Source organism: Streptomyces sp. CA-135486 (assembly GCF_050936555.1).
Classification (GTDB): Bacteria; Actinomycetota; Actinomycetes; order Streptomycetales; family Streptomycetaceae; genus Streptomyces.
The window spans coordinates 3,148,666-3,172,078 of sequence record NZ_JBNJMM010000002.1 but is presented as its reverse complement, the minus strand read 5'-3'; the positions used below and the strand labels follow the sequence as shown (position 1 = coordinate 3,172,078).

Annotated in this window: 21 protein-coding genes and 1 pseudogene; 9 read left to right on the top strand and 13 right to left on the bottom strand. The window is 70.7% G+C overall.

Annotated elements, in window-relative coordinates; translation table 11 throughout:
• Positions 1-116: 116 nt before the first annotated feature.
• From ACQEVG_RS34145 to ACQEVG_RS34120, 6 genes are all read right to left on the bottom strand, one after another.
• Positions 117-980, bottom strand: a complete 864-nt coding sequence (locus ACQEVG_RS34145) for a hypothetical protein (RefSeq protein WP_432991100.1) — start codon at positions 978-980, stop codon at positions 117-119.
• Between the two features lie 14 nt (positions 981-994).
• Positions 995-2,161, bottom strand: a complete 1,167-nt coding sequence (locus ACQEVG_RS34140) for a hypothetical protein (protein WP_432991098.1) — start codon at positions 2,159-2,161, stop codon at positions 995-997.
• A complete protein-coding gene (locus ACQEVG_RS34135; protein ID WP_432991096.1) occupies positions 2,158-4,362 on the bottom strand; it encodes a hypothetical protein in 2,205 nt (734 codons plus the stop codon). Before ACQEVG_RS34135 ends, ACQEVG_RS34140 begins: the two co-directional genes overlap by 4 nt.
• Positions 4,363-4,640: 278 nt before the next feature.
• On the bottom strand, positions 4,641-5,606 hold the full coding sequence (locus ACQEVG_RS34130; RefSeq protein ID WP_432991094.1) for a pirin family protein: 966 nt from the start codon (positions 5,604-5,606) through the stop codon (positions 4,641-4,643).
• Positions 5,607-5,903: 297 nt separating this feature from the next.
• Positions 5,904-6,254, bottom strand: a complete 351-nt coding sequence (locus tag ACQEVG_RS34125; RefSeq protein WP_432991092.1) for a VOC family protein — start codon at positions 6,252-6,254, stop codon at positions 5,904-5,906.
• A gap of 10 nt (positions 6,255-6,264) precedes the next feature.
• The gene (locus ACQEVG_RS34120) at positions 6,265-7,695 is read right to left on the bottom strand and encodes a dihydrolipoyl dehydrogenase family protein (protein WP_432991090.1); all 1,431 of its coding nucleotides are present in this window, start codon (positions 7,693-7,695) and stop codon (positions 6,265-6,267) included.
• Positions 7,696-7,813: 118 nt separating this feature from the next.
• Between ACQEVG_RS34120 and trxA the strand changes: the two genes are divergently transcribed.
• Positions 7,814-8,206 (top strand): thioredoxin, encoded by a 393-nt coding sequence (trxA, locus tag ACQEVG_RS34115; protein ID WP_432991088.1) that lies wholly within the window; start codon positions 7,814-7,816, stop codon positions 8,204-8,206.
• Between the two features lie 91 nt (positions 8,207-8,297).
• On the opposite strand, the gene ACQEVG_RS34110 is transcribed toward trxA, so the two are convergent.
• Entirely contained in the window at positions 8,298-9,482 is a 1,185-nt protein-coding gene (locus ACQEVG_RS34110; protein WP_432991085.1) for a thiolase family protein, read from the bottom strand.
• A gap of 139 nt (positions 9,483-9,621) precedes the next feature.
• Between ACQEVG_RS34110 and ACQEVG_RS34105 the strand changes: the two genes are divergently transcribed.
• Positions 9,622-11,112, top strand: coding sequence for an IclR family transcriptional regulator domain-containing protein (locus ACQEVG_RS34105; protein ID WP_432991083.1), 1,491 nt, complete (start codon positions 9,622-9,624; stop codon positions 11,110-11,112).
• A 33-nt stretch (positions 11,113-11,145) separates the two neighbouring features.
• On the opposite strand, the gene ACQEVG_RS34100 is transcribed toward ACQEVG_RS34105, so the two are convergent.
• Positions 11,146-11,415: a hypothetical protein gene (locus ACQEVG_RS34100; protein WP_432991081.1), complete on the bottom strand. Its 270-nt coding sequence runs from the start codon at positions 11,413-11,415 to the stop codon at positions 11,146-11,148.
• 73 nt (positions 11,416-11,488) lie between these two features.
• Positions 11,489-12,511, bottom strand: a complete 1,023-nt coding sequence (locus tag ACQEVG_RS34095) for a LacI family DNA-binding transcriptional regulator (RefSeq protein WP_432991078.1) — start codon at positions 12,509-12,511, stop codon at positions 11,489-11,491.
• Positions 12,512-12,895: 384 nt separating this feature from the next.
• On the opposite strand from ACQEVG_RS34095, the gene ACQEVG_RS34090 reads away from it, so the two are divergent.
• The 3 genes and pseudogenes from ACQEVG_RS34090 (at position 12,896) to ACQEVG_RS34080 (ending at position 14,851) form a co-directional block, all read left to right on the top strand.
• Positions 12,896-13,594, top strand: coding sequence for an alpha/beta fold hydrolase (locus tag ACQEVG_RS34090; RefSeq protein ID WP_432991076.1), 699 nt, complete (start codon positions 12,896-12,898; stop codon positions 13,592-13,594).
• A 33-nt stretch (positions 13,595-13,627) separates the two neighbouring features.
• Positions 13,628-14,338, top strand: a pseudogene (locus ACQEVG_RS34085) (flotillin domain-containing protein); the annotation flags it as partial.
• A gap of 51 nt (positions 14,339-14,389) precedes the next feature.
• Positions 14,390-14,851: a type II toxin-antitoxin system PemK/MazF family toxin gene (locus ACQEVG_RS34080; RefSeq protein ID WP_432991074.1), complete on the top strand. Its 462-nt coding sequence runs from the start codon at positions 14,390-14,392 to the stop codon at positions 14,849-14,851.
• A 74-nt stretch (positions 14,852-14,925) separates the two neighbouring features.
• Here ACQEVG_RS34080 and ACQEVG_RS34075 read toward each other — a convergent pair whose 3' ends face one another.
• Positions 14,926-15,759 carry a TIGR02452 family protein gene (locus ACQEVG_RS34075; protein WP_432991072.1) on the bottom strand — a complete coding sequence of 278 codons (834 nt, stop codon included), beginning with the start codon at positions 15,757-15,759 and terminating at the stop codon, positions 14,926-14,928.
• Positions 15,760-15,894: 135 nt separating this feature from the next.
• Here ACQEVG_RS34075 and egtA point away from each other — a divergent pair, with 135 nt between their 5' ends.
• The 4 genes from egtA to egtD are packed head-to-tail and all read left to right on the top strand — an operon-like array spanning position 15,895 to position 20,240.
• A complete protein-coding gene (egtA, locus tag ACQEVG_RS34070; RefSeq protein WP_432991070.1) occupies positions 15,895-17,178 on the top strand; it encodes an ergothioneine biosynthesis glutamate--cysteine ligase EgtA in 1,284 nt (427 codons plus the stop codon).
• Positions 17,175-18,485, top strand: a complete 1,311-nt coding sequence (gene egtB / locus ACQEVG_RS34065) for an ergothioneine biosynthesis protein EgtB (protein WP_432991068.1) — start codon at positions 17,175-17,177, stop codon at positions 18,483-18,485. Before egtA ends, egtB begins: the two co-directional genes overlap by 4 nt.
• A 40-nt stretch (positions 18,486-18,525) precedes the next feature.
• Positions 18,526-19,281 (top strand): ergothioneine biosynthesis protein EgtC, encoded by a 756-nt coding sequence (egtC, locus tag ACQEVG_RS34060; RefSeq protein ID WP_432991066.1) that lies wholly within the window; start codon positions 18,526-18,528, stop codon positions 19,279-19,281.
• A complete protein-coding gene (gene egtD / locus ACQEVG_RS34055) occupies positions 19,278-20,240 on the top strand; it encodes an L-histidine N(alpha)-methyltransferase (RefSeq protein ID WP_432991064.1) in 963 nt (320 codons plus the stop codon). Before egtC ends, egtD begins: the two co-directional genes overlap by 4 nt.
• On the opposite strand, the gene ACQEVG_RS34050 is transcribed toward egtD, so the two are convergent.
• The 3 genes from ACQEVG_RS34050 to ACQEVG_RS34040 form a co-directional block, all read right to left on the bottom strand.
• A complete protein-coding gene (locus ACQEVG_RS34050) occupies positions 20,135-21,001 on the bottom strand; it encodes a lysophospholipid acyltransferase family protein (RefSeq protein WP_432991062.1) in 867 nt (288 codons plus the stop codon). The two genes, egtD and ACQEVG_RS34050, sit on opposite strands and share 106 nt — an antisense overlap.
• A complete protein-coding gene (locus tag ACQEVG_RS34045; RefSeq protein ID WP_432991060.1) occupies positions 20,998-21,813 on the bottom strand; it encodes a GNAT family N-acetyltransferase in 816 nt (271 codons plus the stop codon). The genes ACQEVG_RS34050 and ACQEVG_RS34045 overlap by 4 nt, the downstream gene beginning before the upstream one ends.
• A gap of 189 nt (positions 21,814-22,002) precedes the next feature.
• A complete protein-coding gene (locus ACQEVG_RS34040; protein ID WP_432991058.1) occupies positions 22,003-23,256 on the bottom strand; it encodes an extracellular solute-binding protein in 1,254 nt (417 codons plus the stop codon).
• Positions 23,257-23,413 lie beyond the last annotated feature (157 nt).

The following is a 23,413-nucleotide window of genomic DNA, read 5'->3' as shown; positions in this document are numbered from 1 at the left end:
GAGAATGGCTGTCCAGGTGGGTGAGCCCGGGCTGTCACGGCGCCATTCCGCGTCGAATGTGAAGAGCCTGTCTCCCGGATAAAGGATCCGGAATTCACGTTCCCTGAAGGGGGAACTCAGGTCAGTCTGTCGACCACATACCAGATCGTCAGGCCCAGGGCGATCGTCGCCCCTATCGCGATTACTGTCTTTTTCGCATTCATCCGGCTGCGACGGGCCGTCGGATCCGGCCCGATACGTTCCGGGCCCGATGCTTTTCCCGTGAGCGGCACCAGGCCGCCCGTGGCCGACAGGTCGTCCCCGCGTTCGCTGAGTACGAACAGGCGCTCCCCGTGCTTGAGCTCGGGAGCCTCAGATGCCCGGGCTACCAGGTTCAGCAGCAGGGCCCGTCCCTTCATTTCGCCGCTCAGCAGGTCTTCGACACACGAAATGAAGAGTTCGCGGTGACGGTCATGGGGCAAGCCACCCAGCCACGACGAGGGATCGGGAGGATCGGACTCCATGGCTTGCTTCGCCGCTCCGGGGGTCGGCAGCAGTTGCACGGCCGACAGCGCTTGGTCCAGGAGTCGGCCAGTCTCGTCGGCTGCCTCCGTGTCGCGCCGGCCGCGCAGCGTGTCGACCGCCTCACCCGGGAAGTGCAAGTCCAGGCACCGGCCGACTTCGCCGGCCGGTTTCCCCGCTGCGAGGTCCGCCAGCCACTGGGCGGCGAGCCTGGCCGCCCTGGGGGCGGCCTCGTCGCCACAGCGCCCACTGAGGACGAGGGTGAACCGGATCGCCGTACCGACCGCATCGGTTCGTTCCGAACGGATACCGCTCAGATAGAGCTGCCACTGATCCTTTCTGGATTCCACGAGGAGCGTCGGGTATTCAAAGTCGGCGTAAGGGTGGTACTTCTTCCACCATTCCATGGGGGGCGCGGCCCCGAGGAAGTCGTAGTCGTCCGGGCGCGCGTGCCCCCGCGACATCACATAACCATTCATATTCCTTGTCCTGCTCAATCTACTGCCCGCACGACCGTGCGCACGCGGCTACTGAAAGGACGGGAGGCGAGTTGGTCCACTACGTCAGCCAATTGCAGGGCACGGATACGCGTACGTTCCGCCACGGCTGATTTCTCTTTGGCGTCTTCACGGCGGGCCGACCGAGTGCCGTTGGCCCAGAGTCTGATGCTGCGGAAGAAGCCCTCTCTCTGCCGGTAGAGGGCTTCGGCTGCGGCGGCTGTGGTCCGGTGCTCCTGTGCCTCGAGTTCCTCGGCCTGCTGGCGGGCGGTGGCCAGAATCCGGCAGACGGAGATCAACACGTCCTCAGCGCCCCGCACCGAAATACGGCCGGGCTTGCGGATCCCGAAGTCGGCTTTGAAGGTGAATCCGCCCGGATCGGTGCTCGGCTCCCAATCGGCAGTGATCAGATCTACGCATCCGAGCGTGTCCACCGGGCAGTAGAGGATCTGGGCGTGCGGGGCGTTCAGCCATACCATTTCGGCGGCTTGCCGGTAGAGCTCCAGCACGGAGTCCAGCAGCAGTTGGGCGTCGTTGCGTGTGCCGCCGTTGTCGGCGAAGTACGTCTCGCACTTGACCGGCACGAAGACCATCAGCGCCGGTTCGTCTGGCCTCATGATCCGCTCTTTGGCCCATTCCTCCGTCAGCGCCTCCACCTCCGGGGTGGTGAGGATGCCGGGTAATAGCCGCCGATGGCGAGTCTCCACCGCCTCCATCAGTACGCTCGCGTCCACGGGAATCAGCAGCACACTGCTTTGTGCCATGAAGGAGCGGCATTCCTGCCAGGCGTTCTCCACGTCGGACGGGCGGGTCTCCGCACTCAGCCAGCCGCCGGGGAAGTCCAGAATGCTCAGCTGGATTCCGGCACCCGAGATGCCGGCCTCCAGTGCCAGGTCGAAATAGACGGGTGACTGGGTACCGCTCAGTGCTCCGGGGCTGAAGTTCCCCGCGAGCACCGCACCGTCCAGCTCGGCGCGCCGCCGCATGATGCGTTTCTCCGTCGCGCTGCCGCGTGGTTTGAGCGTCACCGGGGTGCCGCGCAATATCCGCGGACTGTCGGCCAGGATGGAGGCGATCAGCGAAGTCTTGCCGACCCGGGTCGGGCCCAGCACTCCGATTTTGAAGATCGGGTCCTCACCGGCTCCCAGCGGCGTCGAGCTCATCGCACACCCACCCCGTCCCGCTGGCCTTGTTGGCCCGTGCCGTCGTCCAGCGCCTCCTGCACGGCCGCACAGGCCGACTCCACGCGGGCGAATCTGGCGTGACCGGAGTCCAGTCCCTCGTACACGCCAGGCCAGAGCTCGTTGCGGTAGCTCCGGGCGAGACGGCGCAGATCGCGTTCGGCGTTGGCGGAGCGGATGAGCATGTCGTCGAACTGCTCCACCGCGGAGAGGAGTACGAGTGCTGGGGTCATGGACTCGCGCAGCAGAGCCTGCCTCGTGCGGTGGGCCGCCTGCTCGGCACGTTCGCCGATGAAGCCGAACAGTTCGCGTGCGCCGGCCCGGTCGACGGTGACCGTGATCTGGTCGTGCGGCTCACCAGTGAGAGGGTCGGACACCTGAAAGCTGAGCCGTTCCAGTTCACGGCGTACGCGCGGATGCAGTTGGGTGCGGTACTCCAGGCGCAGGTCGATGAGGTCCGTGACGGCCTCGTGGAGAGTAGGGCAGGGTTCGGCGGCGGTGCGGGCGAGATCCGCCAGCGTGTGCAGGGCTTCGACCCCCTGAACTCCGTCGAGCAGGGAGCCGGTGTGATCGGCAAGGACGGCGGCCACACGCTCCCACAACTGCTGTACGCACCGCCCGAAATAGTCGTTGACGCCGGAGAACCGCCGACTGACCTCGACGCGGATGCGGTTGAACTCATCGGAGGCGAACGGCCCGCTGGCGCGGTCCACACGCATCGTGCGTAGGGCGTCCTCGCACCACCTCTCACGGGCCGTTTCCCGGTCTTCGCCCGGGGCGTCGGCTGCGGGCTCGGTTCCGAGTCCGTCGGCCAGCCACTCACGCAGGTGGCGATGGGCCGCGTCGACCGCTGCCACGTAGTCGGGATCCTCCTGCTCGGCGTATGCCTGTTCGTACAGTTCGGCGCGGAGGGCGGCCAGCTCCGTGGCCAGATCGCGGAGCAGTTGCTGGACCCGGAACTCCAGATCTTCGGCCGGTGCCGCGGTGCGGGACCGGGCCCGGCCAAGCGCACGGCGGGTCTGGCGCAGTGCGTCGGCGACAGTCTCCCGTACCTCTGCGGCCCTGCGGGCGGTCCCGGCGAGGATGTCGGCGTCCATCGCGGGGAGGGTTGCCGCGAGCTTCCCGAGGAGTGGGTGGAGCAGTTCTTCGCCCACCTTGTGAGCGTTGACAGCGTCGGTCTCCAGGACGGTGAAGTACCGTCCGTCCTCGCCGTCGTTGACCTGGCGGCGGATGTCATCGCGGAGGGCGGGAGCCAGGGCCCGGTCGGGCTCGCCCACGTTGAGGACGAGGTGGACGAAGTCGCCGCGCTGGCGGATGAAGCCGCGTACCTCGTCAAGGAGGTTCAGGGCGTTGGCATCCTCGGCGCCCCAGTAGGCCATGCCCTCCACCGGTCGCTTCACGAGGAGGATCAGGTCCACTTCGTGGCGCAGGCCGGCGAGGTGGTGGCGTTCGGCGTCCACGGCGTTCTCGCCGAGGCCCGGTAGGTCTACGATGCCGAGGCGGCCGACTTCGCCGTGGGGGAAGCCGCATTCGATACGGACATCGCGCACGGCGAGGTAGGGGCGAGGGCATTTGGCGCCGGACTCGACCTGTTCGTTGGTCGGGTAGGCGACGTAGGGGCGTAGTTCATCGAGGGACACGACGCGTTCGCCGCCGGACAACTCCGTTTCGAAGGACCACAGGGCATCCTGCATCTCGCGCAGCCTGCGCAGGACGGAGACCCGGTGATGGGGCCAGTCCTTCTGGGGCTCCCCGTAGTGCCAGCGCTGGAACTCGGACAGGGTCACCGGCATACCGGCGATGCCTATCTCGGCGTGGTACGCGCGCACGACTTCGTCGAGGAAGGAGGCCGGTGTGTGCAGCCGCAGCACGGCCTGTTCGACCCCTCTCGTGTGGTGGATGCGGCTGCGGACCGCCGTGACGGGGAGGCCGGAACCGGTGGGGATTTGAGTGTCCGTCAGTCCGGATATGGACTGCAGCAGGGTGCTTTTGCCCACCCGGGCACGGCCGCTGACGCCGATGTTCACGGTGTCCCGAGCGAAGCGGGCGGCCATCGCGCCGTACAGCTCAAGCAGTTCGGCGATGATCGCTTGTGTCTCACGCACGGGCGGTGCGGTGAGTTCGGAGCGTACGTCGTCGGGGAGATCGGGATGCGCGCGGAGCTCGACTACGGCGCGCTCCAAGGCCGCCAGGCCGTCGGTAACGGCGTTCCACCGGTGCACACTCTCATCGACGTGCGCGAGCCTCGCTTTCCGCTCCGAGAGCAAGGCTTCCAGTCGGACTGCAACATGACCCATCGGCGTTCCCCCCGCATGCCTGACCGAAGTACTCGGGATCCAGACTAGGAGAGGAATGATCCGATTACCGGCATTAGATATAATTGTCTATTTTGGATCCTTTATGATCGCAGACTTTCGAATGGTTTCGGTCGGTAGACCCGTCCGCATCGAAGGACCGCAGATCAGCGCACCCGTCCCCGTGGCTTCAGCGGCACCGGCGGGAGTTCGGGAGCGGGCAGCGGAGCGCCGTCGTAACCCTTCACCTCGCCGAAGCGTGAACTGCTCATCCAGTCCGAACGAGCCCGCGCGATCTCCTCGTTGGAACGCCCGATGAAGTTCCACCACATCACGATCTCCTCCTCGAACGGCTCGCCGCCGAGGAGCATCAGCCCGGCGTCGGACTCGGCGCGCAGCGGGAGTTCGGTGCGGCCGCAGCCGAGGTAGAGCATCGACCCCGGCAGCACGGGCACACCGTCCACTTGGGCCTCGCCGGACATCGCGAGCACGGCGTACTCGAAGTCGGGGTCGAGCGGCAGGCTCGTTTCGGTCCCGCGGGCGAGCGCGAGGTCGGCACCGACGATCGGGGTGTAGGTCGTGCCGGGCGAGGCCGCGCCGTCGAGCTCGCCCAGGATGACGGTGGCCGTCAGACCGGGTGCGGTGACGGTCGGCAGCCCGGCGTGGTGCTGGAAGTGCGGCTCGACGTCGCGGTGGGCGTCGGGGAGCGCGACCCAGAGCTGGGCTCCGTGGAGGAAGCGCGCATGCGGCTTCGGGCTCTCCTCGGAGTGGCTGATCGCCTGGCCGGAGGTCATCAGGCCGAGTTCGCGCGGCCGGATGGTCGCCAGGCTTCCGGTGCTGTCGCGGTGCAGCACCTCGCCCTCGTGGAGCCAGCTGACGGTCTGGAGCCCCATGTGCGGGTGCGGCGGGACCTGCATGCCGGGCTCGTCGGCGATGTCGTCAGGGCCGTAGTGATCGACAAAGGCCCAGGCGCCGACCATCCGGCGGCCCAGGTTGGGCAGCAGACGGCGGACCACGGTGGACTCGCCGAGCTGGACCCGGCGGGGGCTGAGAAGTTCACGGACAGGCTCGGCGACGACGAAGCCACGACCGCCGCAGACGGAGAGGGCGGCCTGACGATCGAGATTGCTCATGGCGCTCAACCTATTCCTGTACGGGGGCGAGCCGTCAGCCCCACGCCTCAAAGGATAGTAGAATATTCAACCACCATCCTCTGTTGACCGGATGCGACCAACAGGCCGGCTGATGCTGGGCCGCACGCTCGAGAGGCAGGGGCGGCACGAGACGCCGCGCCGCATCTGCGGATGGCGACGGCGATGGCCGGGGACGTGGTCTCCGGCGGGGCGCCCGCATCGACCGTGATACCCGAGTAGCACGGCAGCCCTGGCCAGGTCAGCGGGCGGGATTCCCAGCCAGGGCCGTGGGCGGGTTCAGCTCCGGTGGCTGACGACGTTGACGACCCGCCCATTGGGGTCGCGTACGAAGAACCGGCGTACACCCCACGCCTCGTCCCGCAGCGAGTGCACGATCTCCGCGCCCCGTTCGAGCATCGCCGCGTACACCGCGTCGACGTCGTCCACCTCGATGCTCATATCGGCCTCGACCGGCGCGGTCGCGTCGTGCGTGGCGAGCGTGATCTGGGCGGTGGGATTGTCCGGAGAGGCCAGGGTGACGACCCAACCGTGGTTCATGACCTCCTCGAGACCGATGAGACCGTAGAAGTCCCGGCTCTCTGCCATGGACGTCGTACAGATGTCGGGCACAACCCGGCGTACGGACATCGGACCCCCCTTAACCCCGGTACGTCTCCAGCAGCCTGAGCCACACCTCGCTGATCGTCGGAAACGCGGGCACCGCATGCCACAGCCGCTCGATCGGCACCTCGCCCGCGACCGCCACCGTGGCCGAGTGCAGCAACTCGCCGACGCCCGGGCCCACAAAAGTGACCCCCAGCAGGATCTCGCGGTCCAGGTCGACCACCATCCGGGCGCGGCCGCGATAGCCGTCCGCGTACAGGCTCGCGCCCGCGACCGAGGCCAGGTCGTGGTCGACGGCGCGAACCCGGTGGCCGGCCGCCTCGGCCTCGGCGAGCGAGAGGCCGACGGCCGCGGCCTCCGGGTCGGTGAAGACGACCTGTGGGACGGCCGAGTGGTCGGCGGTCGCGGCGTGTGCGCCCCAGCAGTCGGACTCCAGCAGCGGCACATGCTGCGCCCTGGCCGCGATCGCCGCGCCCGCGATCCGTGCCTGGTACTTGCCCTGGTGGGTGAGGAGCGCGCGATGGTTGACATCGCCGACCGCGTACAGCCAGCGACTGCCCTCGACGAGGCAGCTGTCGTCGACGGGCAGCCAGCTGCCCGGCTCCAGGCCCACCGTCTCCAGGCCGAGGCCGTCGGTACGCGGGGCGCGGCCGGTGGCGAAAAGGACCTCGTCGGCCTCGATCCGCTCACCGCCGTCCACGACGAGCGTGACCGGACCCGTGCCGCCGGTGCGCTCGACGGAGGCGACGACGGTGTGCGTACGGACCTGGGCACCGGCCTCGGTCAGCGCTTCGATGACATGCTCGCCGACGAAGGGTTCCATCCGGGGCAGCACTCCCCCGCCCCGTACCAGCAGGGTGACCTGCGAGCCGAGTGCCTGCCAGGCGGTGGCCATCTCCACGCCGACCACACCCCCTCCGACGACCGCAAGCCGCCCCGGCACCTTCTGCGCGCTGGTCGCCTCGCGGCTCGTCCACGCCTTCGCGCCGGCCAGGCCCGGGATGTCGGGCAGCACGGCGCGGCTGCCGGTGGCGACGACGACGGCGTGGCGGGCGGTGAGCAGATGGCGCTCGCCCTCAAGGCCGTCGACGACGACCTTCTTCACACCCCGCAGCCTGCCCTGTCCGCGGTAGAGGCGGGCGCCGGTCGAGTCCATCCAGCCGACCTGGCCGTCGTCCTTCCAGTGGGAAACCTGATAGTCGCGGCAAGCCAGTACGGCCTCGGCGTCGAGCGGCCCCTGCGCCTCGTGGCGAAGACCGGGAACCCGGCGGGCGTCGGCCCGGGCGATCGCCGGACGCAGCAGAGCCTTGCTCGGGATGCACGCCCAGTACGAACACTCACCCCCGACCAGTTCGGCCTCCACGACCGCTGTGCTCAGACCGGCCGCCCTGACCCGGTCCACCACGTTCTCCCCCACCGGACCTGCGCCCAGCACCACCACGTCGTATTCCACAGCTTCCGTCATAGAGACAGTCTGGTGCCGGGTGTGCGCCCTGGCCACATGGGCAGGGGCAGGAATAGCACGGCCCCGGGCACCGTTGTCGGGGGCGAGTCCGTCGGACATCAGGAAGAGGTAGCACGTCATGAGCACTGTTGAGCTCACCAAGGAAAACTTCGATCAGGTCGTGACCGACAACGACTTCGTTCTGATTGATTTCTGGGCTTCCTGGTGCGGCCCGTGCCGGCAGTTCGCTCCGGTGTACGAGGGTGCCGCCGAGCGTCACTCCGACCTGGTGTTCGCGAAGGTCGACACGGAGGCTCAGCAGGAGCTGGCCGCCGCGTTCGAGATCCGCTCCATTCCCACGCTGATGATCGTCCGCGACAATGTGGCGGTCTTTGCCCAGCCGGGAGCGCTGCCCGAGGCCGCGCTCGAGGACGTGATCGGCCAGGCGCGCGCGCTGGACATGGACGAGGTCCGCAAGTCGATCGCGGCCGCCGAGGGCGCCGCCGGGGCGGAGGCCTCGACCGACGCCTGACGGAGGCTTTGTCAGGGCCGGGGGCCGGCCGACCCCGCGTCGGCCGGCTCGCGCCGAAGGCCCCGCATCGTTCGGCCCGACGCCCGTCGGCTCAGCGCTCCAGGACCAGGGCGATCCCCTGTCCGACACCGATGCAGAGCGCGGCCACGCCCGTTCCCGAACCGGCCGCCGCCAGCTGGTGGGCGACCGAGCCGGCCAGCCGGGCCCCCGACGCGCCGAGCGGGTGGCCGATGGCGATGGCCCCGCCGCGCGGGTTGACCAGGGACGGGTCCAGCTCGGGCCACTCCGCGAGGCAGCCCAGCGACTGCGCGGCGAAGGCCTCGTTGAGCTCGAACGTGGTCAGGTCGGCGAACGACCTGTCCGCCTTGGCCAGCGCCCGCTGCACCGCCTCCACCGGGCCCAGACCGAAGAGATGCGGCTCGATGCCGGTGACCGCCGAGGCGCGGACCCTGGCCAGCGGCTCGCGGCCGGTGGCCCGCAGCCCCTCCTCGTCGACGAGGAGCAGCGCGGCTGCCCCGTCGTTGAGCGGTGAGGAGTTGCCCGCCGTCACCGTGCCGTCCTTGCGGAAGGACGGCTTCAGCTTGGCGAGCGCCTCCATCGAGGTGGCGTCGCGGATGCATTCGTCACGCTCCAGTTCCACTCCCTCGTACGCGACGATCTCGCTGTCGTAGAGCCCCTTGCCCCAGGCATCGGCGGCCTTCTGGTGACTCGCGAGGGCGAAGGCGTCCTGCCGCTCGCGGGTGATGCCGTGCTTCTCGGCGATGAGTTCGGCGCTCTCGCCGAGCTGGATCGTCCACTCGGCGGGCATGCGCGGGTTCGTCATGCGCCAGCCCAGCGTCGTCGAGTACAGCTGCTGGTGGCCGGCGGGAAAGGCACGCTCGGGCTTCTGCAGCACCCACGGGGCCCGGGACATCGACTCGACACCGCCCGCGATCGCGATCGACGCGTCGCCGAACGCAACGGCGCGGGCCGCCTGGATGACCGCCTCGAGGCCGGAGCCGCACAGCCGGTTGACGGTCACGCCGGGGACGGTGACGGGTAGACCGGCGAGCAGAACGGCCATCCGCGCGACATCGCGATTGTCCTCGCCCGCGCCGTTGGCGTCACCGAAGACCACATCGTCGATACGGGCGGGGTCGAGCTCCGGAGCGCGGTCCACGAGCGCCCTGACGACATGCGCGGCGAGGTCGTCGGGGCGTACGGAGGAGAGCGCGCCCCCGAACTTGCCGATCGGGGTGCGGACGGCGTCGACGATGTAGACGTCGCGGATGCTCATCGAAACTCTCCCAAGGCTGGCCGAGCGTATAAGGTTGTTCGCCTGATGAACTTTGGTTCATCATTGGCCCTGCCCGAGTCTCTGCCGGGCCCCGGACCGCTGTCAACGGCCCCACATCGACGGACCGAGGAGCTCGCCGATGCCCATCGCCGCACCGCCCACCGCCACGGTCGGCCCGCTGGAGCGCGGTCTTTCCGTACTGTGCGCCCTGTCCGCGCCGGACGCGGACGAGCGGATGCGGCACAGCGATCTCGTACGGGCCACCGGCCTCGCGCGGGCCACCGTCGATCGGGTCGTCTCCACTCTCGCCCGGCTCCGGCTGGTACGCAGCGACGGGCGCGAGGTGTGGCCCGCACCCCGGCTGATGGAACTCGGCGGTGCCTACCTCGCGGCCAGCGGGATACCGGCGGCGCTGGGACCCGCGGTGGACCGGCTCGCGGACGAGCTCGACGAGTCGGTGTCGGTCGCGGTACCGGACGGCGACGGGGTGCGCTTCGTCGTACAGGCCGCCCGGCGACGCCATATGAATCTCACCTTCCGGATCGGCGACCTGGTGCCCGCCGACCGGTGCGCGCCGGGCGCGCTGTTCACCGGAGGCCAGGACTGGGCGGGCGACGACCAGCTGATCGAGCCGGGTCTCGTGGCGGTCGCCGTGCCGCTGCGCGATCCGGCGGGGCGGACAGTGTGTGCGGTCAGCGTGGCCAGCCACACCAGTCGGCACACCGTGGAATCCCTCGCCGAAGCGGTACTCCCCCGGCTGCTGGAGCGGCGCGGCACGCTGGAGTCCGCGCTCGCCGCACCCCGAGACACGGCACCCTCTTCCGCCCCTGTACGGGACACCTCGCCGGCCGAGAAGCGCGAACTGGGGCCGGACTATCTGCAGTCGCTGGCCCGTGGGCTCGCGGTGCTGCGGGCGCTGGGAGCCGACCGCGGCCAAGGGATGTCGCTGACGGCCGTCGCCGAGGCGACGGGACTGGCACGCGCGACGGCACGGCGCTCGCTGCTGACGCTGGAACAGCTGGGGTATGTCGGCTGCGCCGGGCGGCAGTTCAGGCTGCGGCCGCGCGTGCTCGAACTCGGCTGTGCGCGCCTGTCCGGCCTCGGGCTGACCGATGTCGCCCAGCCCCACCTGTCCGATCTGGTGCGGCGGGTCCATGAGTCGGCGTCCCTGGCGGTGCTCGACGGCACCGACATCCGCTATGTGGCGCGCGTTCCGACCGTACGGATCATGAGCATCGACATCACGGTCGGCACGCGCTTCCCGGCGTATGCGACCGCTATGGGACGGGTGCTGCTCGCCGGACTCGCGCCCGGGGAGCGGCCCGCCGTCGGCGGCCGGCTGCCCGCGCTCACCGGACACACGGTGACCTCGGCCGATGAGCTCACCGCGCTGCTCGATCAGGTGGCGGCCGATGACCATGCGCTGGTCGACCAGGAGCTGGAGGAGGGGCTGCGTTCCCTGGCCGTCCCGGTGCGGGACGGCCAGGGCCGGGTGGTGGCCGCGGTGAATGTGGCGCAGCACGCGGGGCGCGGGACGCCCGAGGAGATGCGCCGGGCGATGCTGCCCGAGCTGCGTCAGGCGGCTCGGCTCATCGAGGCCGACCTTGCCGCGCTGGGGCCCTCACGCTGAAGCCGTCCCGCCGGGGCCCGGATTGGAGAGGCGTCAGCGGCCTGCCGGGTCGACGACTCTCGCCGAGAGTCCGTAGTCCAGCTCCACCCCGTCGACCAGCAGCGCCTCGACCGTACGCGTCGTCGGGTCGATGTCCGCCACCAGGCCCTCGCCCGAGTAGCGCGGGTAGCCGGAGGACCCGCGCTCGCCCGTGGCCTCGACGACGGCGGAGCGGATGGCGCTTGCGGCCAGGGAGGTGACATCGCCGCCCTTGACATGCTCGGGCACCAGGAGGATCTCGAAGCGCTGTGGATCTGTGCTCATGCAAGCGACGCTAGACACGCACGGCGCGGCCCGCATGTCGTCACGGCTGTGGCCCTGCCGGAGCCGTCTCCGGTCAGCTGGACTCGCGGTGGACGGCCCGCGCGCCCATCAGGTCGTGCCGCTCCTGCTCGGCGCCGGGGTCGCGCACGACCCGGTCGACGAGTTCGGCCAGCCGCCGACCGGTCACCATGTCGATCTGCACCGTGCTCAGCCGGGGCCGCAGCAGCCTGCCGAGCAGCAGATCGTCGGCCCCCACCACGGCCGTCTCGCCCGGGACATCGATGTCGGCGTCCTGGAGGGCGCGCATGAGGAGCATGGCGTACTCGTCGTTGTACGCGTAGACGGCATCGAGTCCCAGCCCGCGCCAGTCGGCGGCGAGGGCGGCGGCCGACTCCTCGGCGTACGACAGCGGCAGGGGTTCGATCCGGGCGCCGGTGTCCGCCGCGGCCCGCCGGGCCCCCTCGAGACGGGGGCCGGAGAAGAGCTCCGGGCCCGGCTCCCGCGGCATGACGACACCGATGGCGCGCCGGCCGCGCTCGACCAGATGGGCCACCGCGCAGTCGCCGATCTCGCGCTGGTCCATGACGAGGGAGAGCGCGCCCTCGACGCGGCGCGGACCGAGCGTTATGACGGCCTTCGCGCCGGAGCGCTTGAGGACCCCGACGCCGTGCGGGGTGAGCGCGACCTCGCCGAGCGAGACGACCGCCACGGGGCGCAGTTCGGCCCAGGCGCGGGCCGCCTCGTCGCCGTCGAGGCCGAGGCTGCCGTACTGCACGACGGTGTAGTCGAGACGGCGCAGCGCCCACTGGAGCTCGTTGAAGAAGCGGCTGTAGAGCGGCCCGCCCGGGACATGTGCGATGGGCAGCAGCACCGTCCGGGTGTGTCCGGCGCGCAGGCTGCGGGCCGCCGCGTGGGGCACATAGCCGAGCTCCTCGGCGGCCTCGCGGACGCGCCGACGGGTGGGCTCGCTGATCCGGACGGCAGAGGTGTTGTTGAGCACGTACGAAACGGTGGCCCGGGAAACTCCGGCGAGCCGGGCGACGTCGGCACTGGTGGGAACGGGGCGTTCGGCGAACTGCTTCGGTGTCTGGCTCATCGCCCTCGGAATCTTTCCAGAACGGTTCGGCACCAGGGCTGACGGATGGCCGGAAAACGAGTGCCACCCGGGTCCCGATCGCGCTGCGGTTCACCGGCAGCACCGGGATGTGCGCGCGCTCCGTCGTCGTCCCCGGTGTCCCGCTACCCTTCGGGTCGGCAGCAGCGCCCCGGCGGCGAAGGCCGCCAACTTCGGCTGGATCTCCGGTGTCCCGGCCGCCCGCGCCACGTTCAGGTGGCCGGCGCACTCCCGGACCGGGTGACGGTGCTGGTGTCGAACACGTAAAACGCCGCGCGCGACATGGGCGCGCCCGGCGCGCACCCGACCCGTACGGTTCGCTGAATACACCGCGTATCGGAATCACCACACCGGAAGGGCTCCAACGTGCAGCTGCACACCACCACTTGGGGTGAGGGCGACCGCGTCGCGCTCCTGATCCACGGCATCATGGCCGACCACCGCACCTGGCGCAGGGTCGGACCAGCCCTCGCCGAGCTCGGCTACCGGGTGCTCGCAGTCGACCTGCGCGGTCATGGCGCGAGCGGCCGGGCCGGCAGCTACACGCCCCAGGACTACGCGGACGACGTCATCGAGACCCTGCCGGCCGGCGCCCAGCTGGCCGTCGGGCACTCGCTGGGCGGTCTGACGCTCTCGCTGGCCGTGCGGCAACTCGCGCCGCAGCGTGCGGTGTACGCCGACCCCGCCTGGTATCTGCCGGACGGGGCAAGCGGCTTCCGACCGCAGTGGTTCACCCGGGCGAAGTCCTTCACCCGGGAACGGATCGAGGAGATGAATCCGCGCTGGGAGGCGGAGGACGTCGAGATCGAACTGGACAGTGTGCGGCTGTGGGACGAGGCGACGTCGTACGGTCTGATGGATGTCGCCGGCACGGATCTGCTGCCGGCCAAGCCCTTCGTCCCCTCGCTGGTGACGCTCGCCGACCCGAGCTCCCTCGTCTCCCGGGAGCGGGCCGAGCTGTTGCGGGAACGCGGCTTCGAGGTCCGCAGCGTCGCAGGCGCGGGCCACACCATCCACCGTGACGACTTCGAGGGCTTCATGGCCTCGCTGGAGGACTGGATCTGACGGCCGGCCGGCAGCCTGCTCCGCGGGCTCCCGCGGGACAAGGCCGCCGCCACGGCGCGCCAGGCGGGGCCGCTCGCGGAGGCCGGGGCTCGCCAGGAGGTCGTGGTCCAGGAGACCCGGGTCGCGGAGTTGGAGGCGCACCGGCGCGAGCAGCAGCTCCAGGCCGATGTCCGCAAGCCGGCCGACGCCACGGCGTACGAGAAGCGGACCCTTGCGGAGGCCGAGCGCGATGCCCGTATCTCGGCGGCGCAGGCCGAAGCGAAGGAGACCGAGCTGGCGAGTGCGGCGACCGCCACGGCGACCCGGGTGACGGGCGAGGCGGAGGCCGCGGCGAACCAGGCGCGCGGGCTCGCGGTGGCCGCGGCCGTCAAGGCGAAGGGCCTGGCGGAGGCGGAGGCCATCAAGGCGCGTGCGGCCGCGCTCGCCGAGAACCAGGAGGCTGTCGTCGCCCAGCAGCTGGCCGAGAAGTGGCCGGAGATCGTCGAGGCGGGCGCGGGCGCCTTCAGCAATATCGACCACATGGTGCTGCTGAACGGGGCCGACGGGATGTCGGACATGTTCGCGAAGGCGCTGACCATGGGCGGTACGGGACTGGGTCTTGCCCGGCAGCTGCTGGCGACCACGAACCCGGCGCCGACGAACCCGAGCGGCACGGTTTCCTCGAAGAACGGCGTGGCTCCGCCCGCGCCGCGCGCGGAGACGGTCCTGGAGAAGATCCCGGTGGTGGACGAGCCGAAGGGATGAGTCGGGCACCCGCCCCGCGGCAGCGATCGCGCAGGTCCTACCGTGGGGCGGGTGACGATCTTCCCTGACGCATTCGACGGGCCTTCCGATCTGCCCGGACGCAGTGGCCCTGCGGCCACGACCGAGGCGGAGGCCGCCGAGGCGGGACCGGTCCGCACCTCGTACGCCCCCGACCGCGACGGCGCTCCCGACCCGGGCGAGATCGTCTGGACGTGGGTGCCGTTCGAGGAGAACGACGGTCGCGGCAAGGACCGTCCGGTCCTGGTGGTGGCCCGTGAGGAGGCCGGGACGCTGCTGGCCGTGCAGCTCTCCAGCAAGCGCCACGACCGGGACCGTGAGTGGGTGGCGATCGGAGTCGGGCCGTGGGACCGCGCGGGCCGCGAGTCCTGGGTCGACCTGGACCGGGTGCTTCGGGTGCACGAGGACGGCATGCGCCGTGAGGCGTGCGCCCTGGACCGGCCGAGGTTCGACCGGGTCGTACGGCGGCTGCGGGAGCGCTACGGCTGGAGCTGACCTCCGCTACGGCTTGCGCCGGCCTGTACTACGGCTGGAGTCTGCCTGGCGTCGTGACTGGAGCCGGCCCGCCGCTACGACGGGAGCTGACCCGCGAAAGCGCTCCGGAAGGCGCCGAGCGTGGCGCCGGCGGCCGTACGGTCGAGGACTGCGAAGACGACCTGCTCGAAGTGCCCGGCGAACCGGCCGTCCCCGGTGAGCAAGGTGTGGAACGCGCCCGCGACCGCCGTGGGGACGTTGCGGAAGACCCCGCACCCCCAGGCCCCCAGCACAAGCCGCCGGTAGCCGCACTCGGCCGCCGTCTCCAGCACCCTCTCGGCCCGCGCGGCGAGGGCGGCCGGGATGCGGTGCGCCTGGTCGGGGCTGCGACTGGTGATCACCCCGGCGTTCGGCGCGGGCGAGGTCAGAAATCCCACGGCGTACGGCGCGTCGAGCAGCCGGCCACGGTCGTCGCGGAAGACCGGGACACCCGGAGAGTGAATCACCCGGTCGGTGTAGAACGGGCTGCGGTCGGCGCGGTGGTGCTCGTAGAACCCGGGGGCGCGCAGCAGCGTGGCGTAGAGCGCGGAGGCGCGGCAGAGAGCCTCCTCCTGAGCCTGTGCGCCGTTGAGATAGCCCCCGCCGGGATTGCGCGCCGACGCGAAGTTCAAAACGGCTACGGGTGAGCTGTCCGCGGCGGTCAGCCGGTGGGCCGCCTGGGTGCTGCTCTCGCCCGTGACCTCGAAGGACGTCGTACGGTGGGTGTCCAAAGCGACCTCTACGGCCTCGGGTCCGTACATCCGGGTGCCCGCAAGCGCGGTGGCCAGCTCCCGCCCGATCTCCACCCTCCGGCCGTCTTCGGCCAGGTAGTGACCCGTTTCGACGATCTCTTCGGTCTGTTTTGCGATCCCCCGCAGTCGTGCACTCATGACGGACATCGTCCTGATCCGCCGCGGCCAGGGCAATCAAATTTCTTACGTCCCACTGACAACACGGGCACTCTTGTGCGAACCGGCGGGCGTGGCCTTAGGTTGGCAGAGAGGCGTCGACAGGAGGACCTGACCATGCATCCCCCCAGGGCCGGCTACTACGGCCGGCCGATCGACCTGGACGAAGCGGAGGATCTGCTCCGATGTATTTGCTTCAAGACCGGCCCGCCCCGAGCCGTCGGTGTGGAGGTCGAATGGCTCATTCATGAGCTGGAGCGGCCCGAGCGCCCCGTCGCCGCCGATCGTGTCGCGGCGGCCCACGAACTGGTACGTGCCCTACAACTGAATTCGGTTCTGACCTTCGAACCGGGCGGCCAGCTGGAGCTCAGTTCTCCCCCCGCCGCCTCCCTGATGGAGTGCATCGACTCCACCGCCGCCGATCTGGACGCCGTACGCGCCGCGCTCCGCCCGGCAGGCCTCACTCTCACCGGGCTCGGCCTCGACCCCTGGCATCCTCCGCGCCGACTGCTCCACGAACCCCGCTATGACGCCATGGAGGCGTATTTCGACCGGACGGGTCCGTCCGGCCGCGCCATGATGTGCACCTCGGCCTCGATACAGGTGTGTCTGGACGCGGGCGAAGCGGAGCCGGGACCGCTCGGATACGGGAGACGCTGGCAGCTTGCGCATCTGCTGGGCGCGGTGCTGATGGCCGCGTTCGCCAACTCGCCCGCCCAGCAAGGGAGTCATACCGGCTGGCGGTCGACGCGGCAGGGCGTGTGGGCCGCACTGGATGCCGTACGTCCCCTGTCGCCGCCCCTGGACGAGGAACCGCGCGCCGCCTGGACCGCCCATGCCCTGGACGCACCGGTGATGTGCATCCGGACACCCGAGGGGCCATGGACGCTGCCGGACGGTCTCACCTTCCGCGAGTGGCTGCGCCACCGCGCTCCCAGGCCGCCGACCCGGGACGATCTGGACTACCACCTGTCCACCCTCTTTCCGCCCGTACGACCACGTGGTCACCTCGAACTGCGCATGCTCGACGCCCAGTCCGGCGAGGACGGCTGGCTGGTGCCGCTCGCGGTCACCACCGCCCTGTTCGACGACGCCGAGGCGGCGGAGACGATCTACCGCGCCGTCAAACCGCTTGCGGAGTACGGTGGTTCGCTGCCCGCCCCGCGCAATCCGCTGTGGGTCAACGCCGCCCGGCACGGGCTCGCCGACCCCGAACTGCACGCGGCCGCAGTGACCGCTTTCGCCGTCGCCCTGGAAGCGCTCCCCCGGATCGGCGCGTCCGACGCCGTACGGGACGCCGTCGCCGCATTCAATGAGCGCCATGTCCTGCGGGGCCGATGTCCCGCCGACGATCTGCGCATCCCCTCCCTGGGGAGTCTCGGGAAGGAACCGATCGCATGACCGAAGAACTCCGGCGCCGCGCCCTGGATGCGCTGACCGCCGCCCGAGCCCGTACGGCCACGCTCACCTCGTGCGTCGACGACCACGAGCTGACCGCCCAGCACTCACCGCTGATGTCCCCGCTGGTCTGGGACCTCGCGCACATCGGCAACCAGGAGGAGCAGTGGCTGCTGCGCACCGTCGGCGGGCGTGCGGCGCTGCGGCCCGAGATCGACTCCGTCTACGACGCCTTCGAGCATCCGCGCGCCCTGCGGCCCACGCTGCCGCTGCTCGCCCCCGCCGAGGCACGAATCTACGCATCCGACGTACGCGGCAGAGTCCTCGACATCCTTGAGCGCACCCCTCTGGAGGGGCGCCGCCTCGTCGATTCCGCCTTCGCCTTCGGGATGATCGCCCAGCACGAGCAGCAGCACGACGAGACGATGCTCATCACCCATCAGCTGCGCAAGGGCCCCGCGGCCCTCACCGCGCCCGAGCCGCCGGCGGGCAGCGCGCACGGTCTGCCCCTCGAAGTCCTGGTCCCCGGCGGCCCGTTCACCATGGGCACATCGACCGAGCCGTGGGCGCTGGACAACGAACGGCCCGCACACCAGCGGGTCGTACCGGCCTTCTTCATGGACACAATGCCGGTGACCTGCGGGGCGTACCAGGCCTTCATCGACGACGGCGGCTATACGGACCCCCGCTGGTGGGCGGCCGAGGGCTGGGACCAGATCCGGCAGCACAACATCGGCGCGCCGCTGTTCTGGCGGCGGGACGGCGGCCAGTGGCTGCGCCGCCGCTTCGGGGTGACCGAGCCGGTGCCCGCGGACGAGCCGGTGCTGCATGTGAGCTGGTACGAGGCCGATGCGTACGCCCGCTGGGCGGGACGGCGGCTGCCCAGCGAGGCGGAGTGGGAGAAGGCAGCCCGGCACGATCCGCACTCGGGCCGCTCGCGCCGCTTCCCGTGGGGCGACGAGGATCCGGCGCCTTCGCACGCCAACCTCGGCCAGCGCCATCTGCGGCCCGCCCCGGCCGGCAGCTATGCGGAGGGCGAATCGCCGCTCGGCATACGGCAGTTGATCGGCGATGTGTGGGAGTGGACAGCGAGCGACTTCCTGCCGTACCCGGGATTCGCCGCCTTCCCCTACCGCGAGTACTCCGAGGTGTTCTTCGGCAGCGCCCACAAGGTGCTGCGCGGAGGTGCCTTCGCCGTCGACGCAGTGGCCTGCCGCGGCACCTTCCGCAACTGGGACCTTCCGGTGCGCCGCCAGATCTTCTCCGGCTTCCGCACGGCACGGGACGCGACCCCCGCGGAGGCGTCATGAGCGCGCAGACCCGGCCTCCCGCCCGAGGGAGGGTTCGCTGATGTGCCGCCATATCGCCTACCTCGGACCCGCACTGCCGCTCGGGCAGCTGCTCGTCGAGCCCGCCCACGGTCTGTTCCGGCAGTCCTGGGCTCCGCGCCGGCAGCGCTACGGAACGGTCAACGCCGACGGGTTCGGCGTCGGCTGGTACGCCGACGGCGACCCGGTGCCGGCCAGATACCGGCGCCCGGGCCCCATCTGGGCCGACCTCTCCTTCGCGGATCTCGCCCGGGTCGTCCGCAGCGGGGCGGTACTCGCCGCCGTACGCGACGCCACCGAGGCGGGCGCGGACGGCGAGGCGGCGGCCGCGCCATTCGCCTCCGGGCCCTGGCTGTTCAGCCACAACGGCGCGGTCAGGGGCTGGCCCGGCACACTGGCCCCGCTCGCGCTGACACTGCCCGCCGCCGAGCTGCTCTCCCTGGAGGCGCGCTGCGACTCCGCGCTGGTGTGGGCGCTGGTGCTGCACCGGCTGCGCGACGGCGACGAGCTGGGCCAGGCGCTGGCCGACACGGTCCTTGAGGTCGCCGAGGCCGCGCCGGACTCCCGGCTCAATCTGCTCCTCACCGACGGCGAGACGATCGCCGCGACGGCCTGGGGCGACACCCTCTGGTATCTCGCCGAGCCCGGCCGCCGCACCGTGGTGGCCTCGGAGCCCTATGACGACGATCCGCACTGGCGCGAAGTCCCCGACCACACCCTGCTGGCGGCGACCCGCACCGACGTCCTGCTGACCCCGCTCAAGGAGCCCACTGCGTGAGCCCGTTCCTGCTGACCCGAACCCTGCCCGAGGACGCCACGGACGCCGCCCTGCGCGCGGATGTGCTGCACGGGCTGACCCGTACGCCCAAGGCCCTGCCGCCCAAGTGGTTCTACGACGCCCGCGGCAGTGAGCTCTTCGAGGAGATCACCAGGCTCCCCGAGTACTACCCGACCCGTGCCGAGCGGGAGATCCTGATCGACCGAGCCGCCGAGATCGCCGCGGCGAGCGGTGCGCGCACCCTGGTGGAGCTGGGCTCGGGATCCTCCGAGAAGACTCGGCATCTGCTGGACGCGCTGCCCGGGCTGCACAGCTATGTGCCGGTCGATGTGAGCGAGAGCGCCCTGACCGGCGCGGCCGAGGCGCTGCTCGAGGAGCGGCCCTCACTCAACATCCATGCCCTGATCGCCGATTTCACCCACGATCTCGCCCTCCCGGACACTGAGGGACCGCGTCTCGTCGCATTCCTCGGCGGCACGATCGGCAATCTGCTGCCCGCCGAGCGTGCGGCGTTCCTGAGGTCCGTGCGCTCGCTGATGAACCCCGGCGACTCGCTGCTACTGGGGACGGATCTGGTGAAGGACGAAGAGGTCCTGGTGCGGGCGTACGACGACGCGGCCGGGGTGACGGCCGCGTTCAACAAGAACGTTCTCTCGGTCCTCGCCCGGGAACTGGGCGCGGACGTCGACCCCGACGACTTCGATCATGTGGCGCTCTGGGACCGGGAGGAGGAGTGGATCGAGATGCGGCTGCGGGCGCGCTCCGCCCTGACCGTGAAGATCCCCGAGCTGGATCTCGCGGTGCCCTTCGAAGCGGGCGAGGAGATGCGTACGGAGGTGTCGGCGAAGTTCCGTCAGGAGGGCGTCCGCAGTGAACTGGCGTGCGCCGAGCTGGAGTTGACGAACTGGTGGACGGACACGGAGGGCCGATTCGCGCTCTGTCTGGCGACGGCCAGCTGAGCGGCCCGGGCCAGTGAGCGGCGGTCGGGGAAGCTCGACGCGGGGATGACCGGCAGCAGCCGGATCTCCGCGGTGAGCCCGCCGGCCGCCGCGACCCGCCACAAGGACGCGCCGAGCGAGTCGTCGCCGACGAACGCGGCGGCGCCGGTGGGCAGATAGCTGATGCGTACGGGCTGGACGGCGGCCCCCGCGTCCAGCGCGGCCTGGAAGACGGCGGGCCTGAAGCGGCCCTGGGCCCGGCCGCACCAGGTGGAGCCTTCGGGGAAGGCGATGACGCGCGCTCCGCCGGCCAGCGCGGACGCCATCTCGCGCACGGTGCCGGGCAGCGTACGCAGCCTGTCGCGCTCCAGGAAGAGGGTGCCGCCGCGGGCGGCGAGCGGCCCGAGCAGCGGCCAGCGCCGGACCTCGCTCTTGGCCAGCATCCGTCCGGGCAGGGTGGCCGCGATCAGTGGTATGTCCAGCCAGGAGATGTGGTTGGCGACGACCAGAGCGCCCCGGGGGCCCGGCCCACCGGTGATCCGTACGCGTACGCCGAACGCGCGTACCACCGTACGCGCCCAGCGGCGGGTCAGCAGGTCCCGGACCGGGGTGCCGAAGAGGGCGCCGAGCAGCGCGGCCGCCGGTGCGAGGAGCACGCCCGCGAGCACCACCAGCGTCCCGGCCAGCAGCCGGGCAAATGCCCTGAGCCGGCCGGCCGCAGGTCCCTGGTGGGTGGCGCAGCCCGGCGGGGTGCAGGGCGCGCTGGGCAGCCAGACGCTCATCGAACAGGGGCGAGGGAGAGGAAGTGCCGCAGATAGCGGGGGTTGGTGCGGCGCAGCGAGAGCAGCACATAGAGGTCCGCGACGCCGAAGTCGGGGTCGTGGGCGGGGGCACCGCAGACCCAGGCGCCGAGCCGCAGATAGCCGCGCAGCAGGGCGGGGAGCTCGGTGCGGCCTTCGGGGCGGGTGACGGTGTCGGGGTTCCAGAGCTTGTGGGGGGTGACCCAGTACTCCTCGGGGGCGAGGTTCTTGGCCTTCACGGTGTCCCAGGTGGCGGCCGCGAGGGTGCCGCCGTCGGCGAGCGGGATCGAGCAGCAGCCGGCCAGCCAGTTGTGGCCGGTGCGGGTCATATAGCGGGCGAGCCCGGCCCAGATGAGGGCGATGACGGCGCCGTTGCGGTGCAGCGGGTGCACACAGGAGCGGCCGACCTCGACGAGGTCGTCACGGATCGGGCCGAGCCTGGCCAGGTCGAACTCGGTTTCGGAGTAGAGGCGGCCGGCCACCCGGGCGGCCTCCGGCGGCAGCAGCCGGTAGGTGCCGACGACCTCGCCGGTCTCGGCCTCGCGCACCAGCAGGTGGTCGCAGTACGCGTCGAAGGCGTCGATGTCCAGACCCGGCTCGGGCCCTTCGAGTCGGGCGCCCATCTCACCGGCGAACACCTGGTGGCGCAGCCGCTGCGCGGCGCGTACGTCCTGCTGGTCCCGGGCGAGCGAGACCACATAGCGAGGTTGCTCGCCATCGGCGAGCGGCGCGGGCGCGGGCAGGGGGATGGAAAGCTGGGCGGGGGCGGGGACGACAGTTGGCGATGCGGGCATGACGCTCTCCTGTGCCGGACGGAAGGAAGGACCGCCGGGTGCGGCAGCCCGGCTCCTTACTTCTTCCGTGGTCGGCTGGATTCGACATGACAGCCCGGCGGAGAGTGGATGTGCGAAGGCTTAATGCCGGGGAATGCGGTGCCATGGATACGGCACGGAGGGTAATGGGTGCCTTCCGGATCGGGCGGGTCAGTGCGGCGTCAGCGCCGCGGTGATGCGCTCGGATGCTGTGCGCGCCGCGCGCCCGGGGTCCTGCCCCTGCAGTACGGCCGTCATATAGGGCTTGATCGGGTTGTCGGCCTCGACATCTGCCCACTGCGGCGAGTTGGGCGTCGCCCTGCCCCGCGCGGCGCCCGCCGCCATGGCCGCCGTACTCTCGTCGCCGCCGATGACGCCGGCGAGAGTGGACTTGTTGGGCACGTAGTGCATCGTACGGGCGAGGTCGGTCTGCCACTTCCTGCTCGCGAGGGCCTTGACGACCTCGATCGCGGCGGCCCGCTCGCCCGCGTGCTTGGGCACGATCAGATCGGAGCCGCCGGTGAAGACGGCGCCGGGCGCGGCGGCCGTCTTGCCCGGTACGGGGAAGAAGCCGAGTCTGCCCTTGAGGCCGGGGTTGGCGTTCTCGATGACGGTGGCCGCGCTCGGCACGGCGATCATCTGCGCGACCTTGCCCTGGGCGAAGACCTCGGCCTGCGGCGGGGTCTCCTCGTCGCCGTCCCGGGGCCCGTCGCCGTGCGACTGAAGCTTCTTGTAGAAGGCCATGCCGCGCAGGGCCGCGGAGGTGTTCAGCGCGCCCTGCCAGCCGGCTGCCTTCTCGACGGCCAGCTGTCCGCCCTCGTCCCAGATGAAGCCGGCGAGGGTGTACCAGTCCTGGCCGGAAAGGTAGATGCCCTGGATGCCGCCGTGGTTGAGCTTCTCGGCGTCTTCGAGCCACTCGGCACGGGTTCTGGGGGGCCGGCTGATCCCGGCGCCGGCGAAGAGGTCCTTGTTGTAGATGACGATGCGGTTGGCGGCGTACCAGGGAATGCCGTACTGCGAGCCGTTGATGCTGCCCGGTTCGGCGAGGCCGGGCAGCCATTCCTCGTTGCCGAGGTCCCGTACCGATTCGAGGGTGAGGTCGTGCAGGGCGTCGCTCTCTGCGTACTGGGCGACCTGGGTATTGCCCACCTCGATGACGTCCGGAGCCTTGTTGCTCTTCAGCGCGTCGGTGACCTTCTTGCCGATGCCCGTCCACTCCTGGAAGGTGAACTTCAGCTTCACGGAGGGGTGGTCCTTCTCGTATGCGGTGGTGAAGCGCTTGAGGAAGTCGTCGGAGACGCTGTCCTTCATCAGCCAGATGCTGACGGTGCGCTTCTGGGGTCCGGCACCCGGGACCATTCCGCAGCCATCGAGCAGGAACGCGGACACGAGCGCGAGCGAGCACAAGCGGGAGCGGTTCTTCACGGCGGTCACCTTCGGCGTGGGAGCACGGGAGCGTGAACCCGACATGGGGGGGAAGCGCGCTCCGCGCTCGCACGGGTGTGGCTGGAGTTTGGTATGTACCAAAGAGCCGGTCAACCCCTCGAAGGTGCCGCGGACCGAGACCGATGGGCGGACGCGT

Bases quoted from the DNA above. Each gene is read 5' to 3' on its own strand.
- ACQEVG_RS34100 (WP_432991081.1), bottom strand. From the start codon at position 11,415: ATGAGCACAGATCCACAGCGCTTCGAGATCCTCCTGGTGCCCGAGCAT.
- trxA (WP_432991088.1), top strand. From the start codon at position 7,814: ATGAGCACTGTTGAGCTCACCAAGGAAAACTTCGATCAGGTCGTGACC.
- ACQEVG_RS34120 (WP_432991090.1), bottom strand. From the start codon at position 7,695: ATGACGGAAGCTGTGGAATACGACGTGGTGGTGCTGGGCGCAGGTCCG.
- ACQEVG_RS34075 (WP_432991072.1), bottom strand. From the start codon at position 15,759: ATGAGTGCACGACTGCGGGGGATCGCAAAACAGACCGAAGAGATCGTC.
- ACQEVG_RS34050 (WP_432991062.1), bottom strand. From the start codon at position 21,001: ATGAGCGTCTGGCTGCCCAGCGCGCCCTGCACCCCGCCGGGCTGCGCC.
- ACQEVG_RS34105 (WP_432991083.1), top strand. From the start codon at position 9,622: ATGCCCATCGCCGCACCGCCCACCGCCACGGTCGGCCCGCTGGAGCGC.
- ACQEVG_RS34095 (WP_432991078.1), bottom strand. From the start codon at position 12,511: ATGAGCCAGACACCGAAGCAGTTCGCCGAACGCCCCGTTCCCACCAGT.
- ACQEVG_RS34110 (WP_432991085.1), bottom strand. From the start codon at position 9,482: ATGAGCATCCGCGACGTCTACATCGTCGACGCCGTCCGCACCCCGATC.
- ACQEVG_RS34145 (WP_432991100.1), bottom strand. From the start codon at position 980: ATGAATGGTTATGTGATGTCGCGGGGGCACGCGCGCCCGGACGACTAC.
- ACQEVG_RS34140 (WP_432991098.1), bottom strand. From the start codon at position 2,161: ATGAGCTCGACGCCGCTGGGAGCCGGTGAGGACCCGATCTTCAAAATC.
- ACQEVG_RS34045 (WP_432991060.1), bottom strand. From the start codon at position 21,813: ATGCCCGCATCGCCAACTGTCGTCCCCGCCCCCGCCCAGCTTTCCATC.
- egtC (WP_432991066.1), top strand. From the start codon at position 18,526: ATGTGCCGCCATATCGCCTACCTCGGACCCGCACTGCCGCTCGGGCAG.
- egtB (WP_432991068.1), top strand. From the start codon at position 17,175: ATGACCGAAGAACTCCGGCGCCGCGCCCTGGATGCGCTGACCGCCGCC.
- ACQEVG_RS34130 (WP_432991094.1), bottom strand. From the start codon at position 5,606: ATGAGCAATCTCGATCGTCAGGCCGCCCTCTCCGTCTGCGGCGGTCGT.
- egtA (WP_432991070.1), top strand. From the start codon at position 15,895: ATGCATCCCCCCAGGGCCGGCTACTACGGCCGGCCGATCGACCTGGAC.
- ACQEVG_RS34125 (WP_432991092.1), bottom strand. From the start codon at position 6,254: ATGTCCGTACGCCGGGTTGTGCCCGACATCTGTACGACGTCCATGGCA.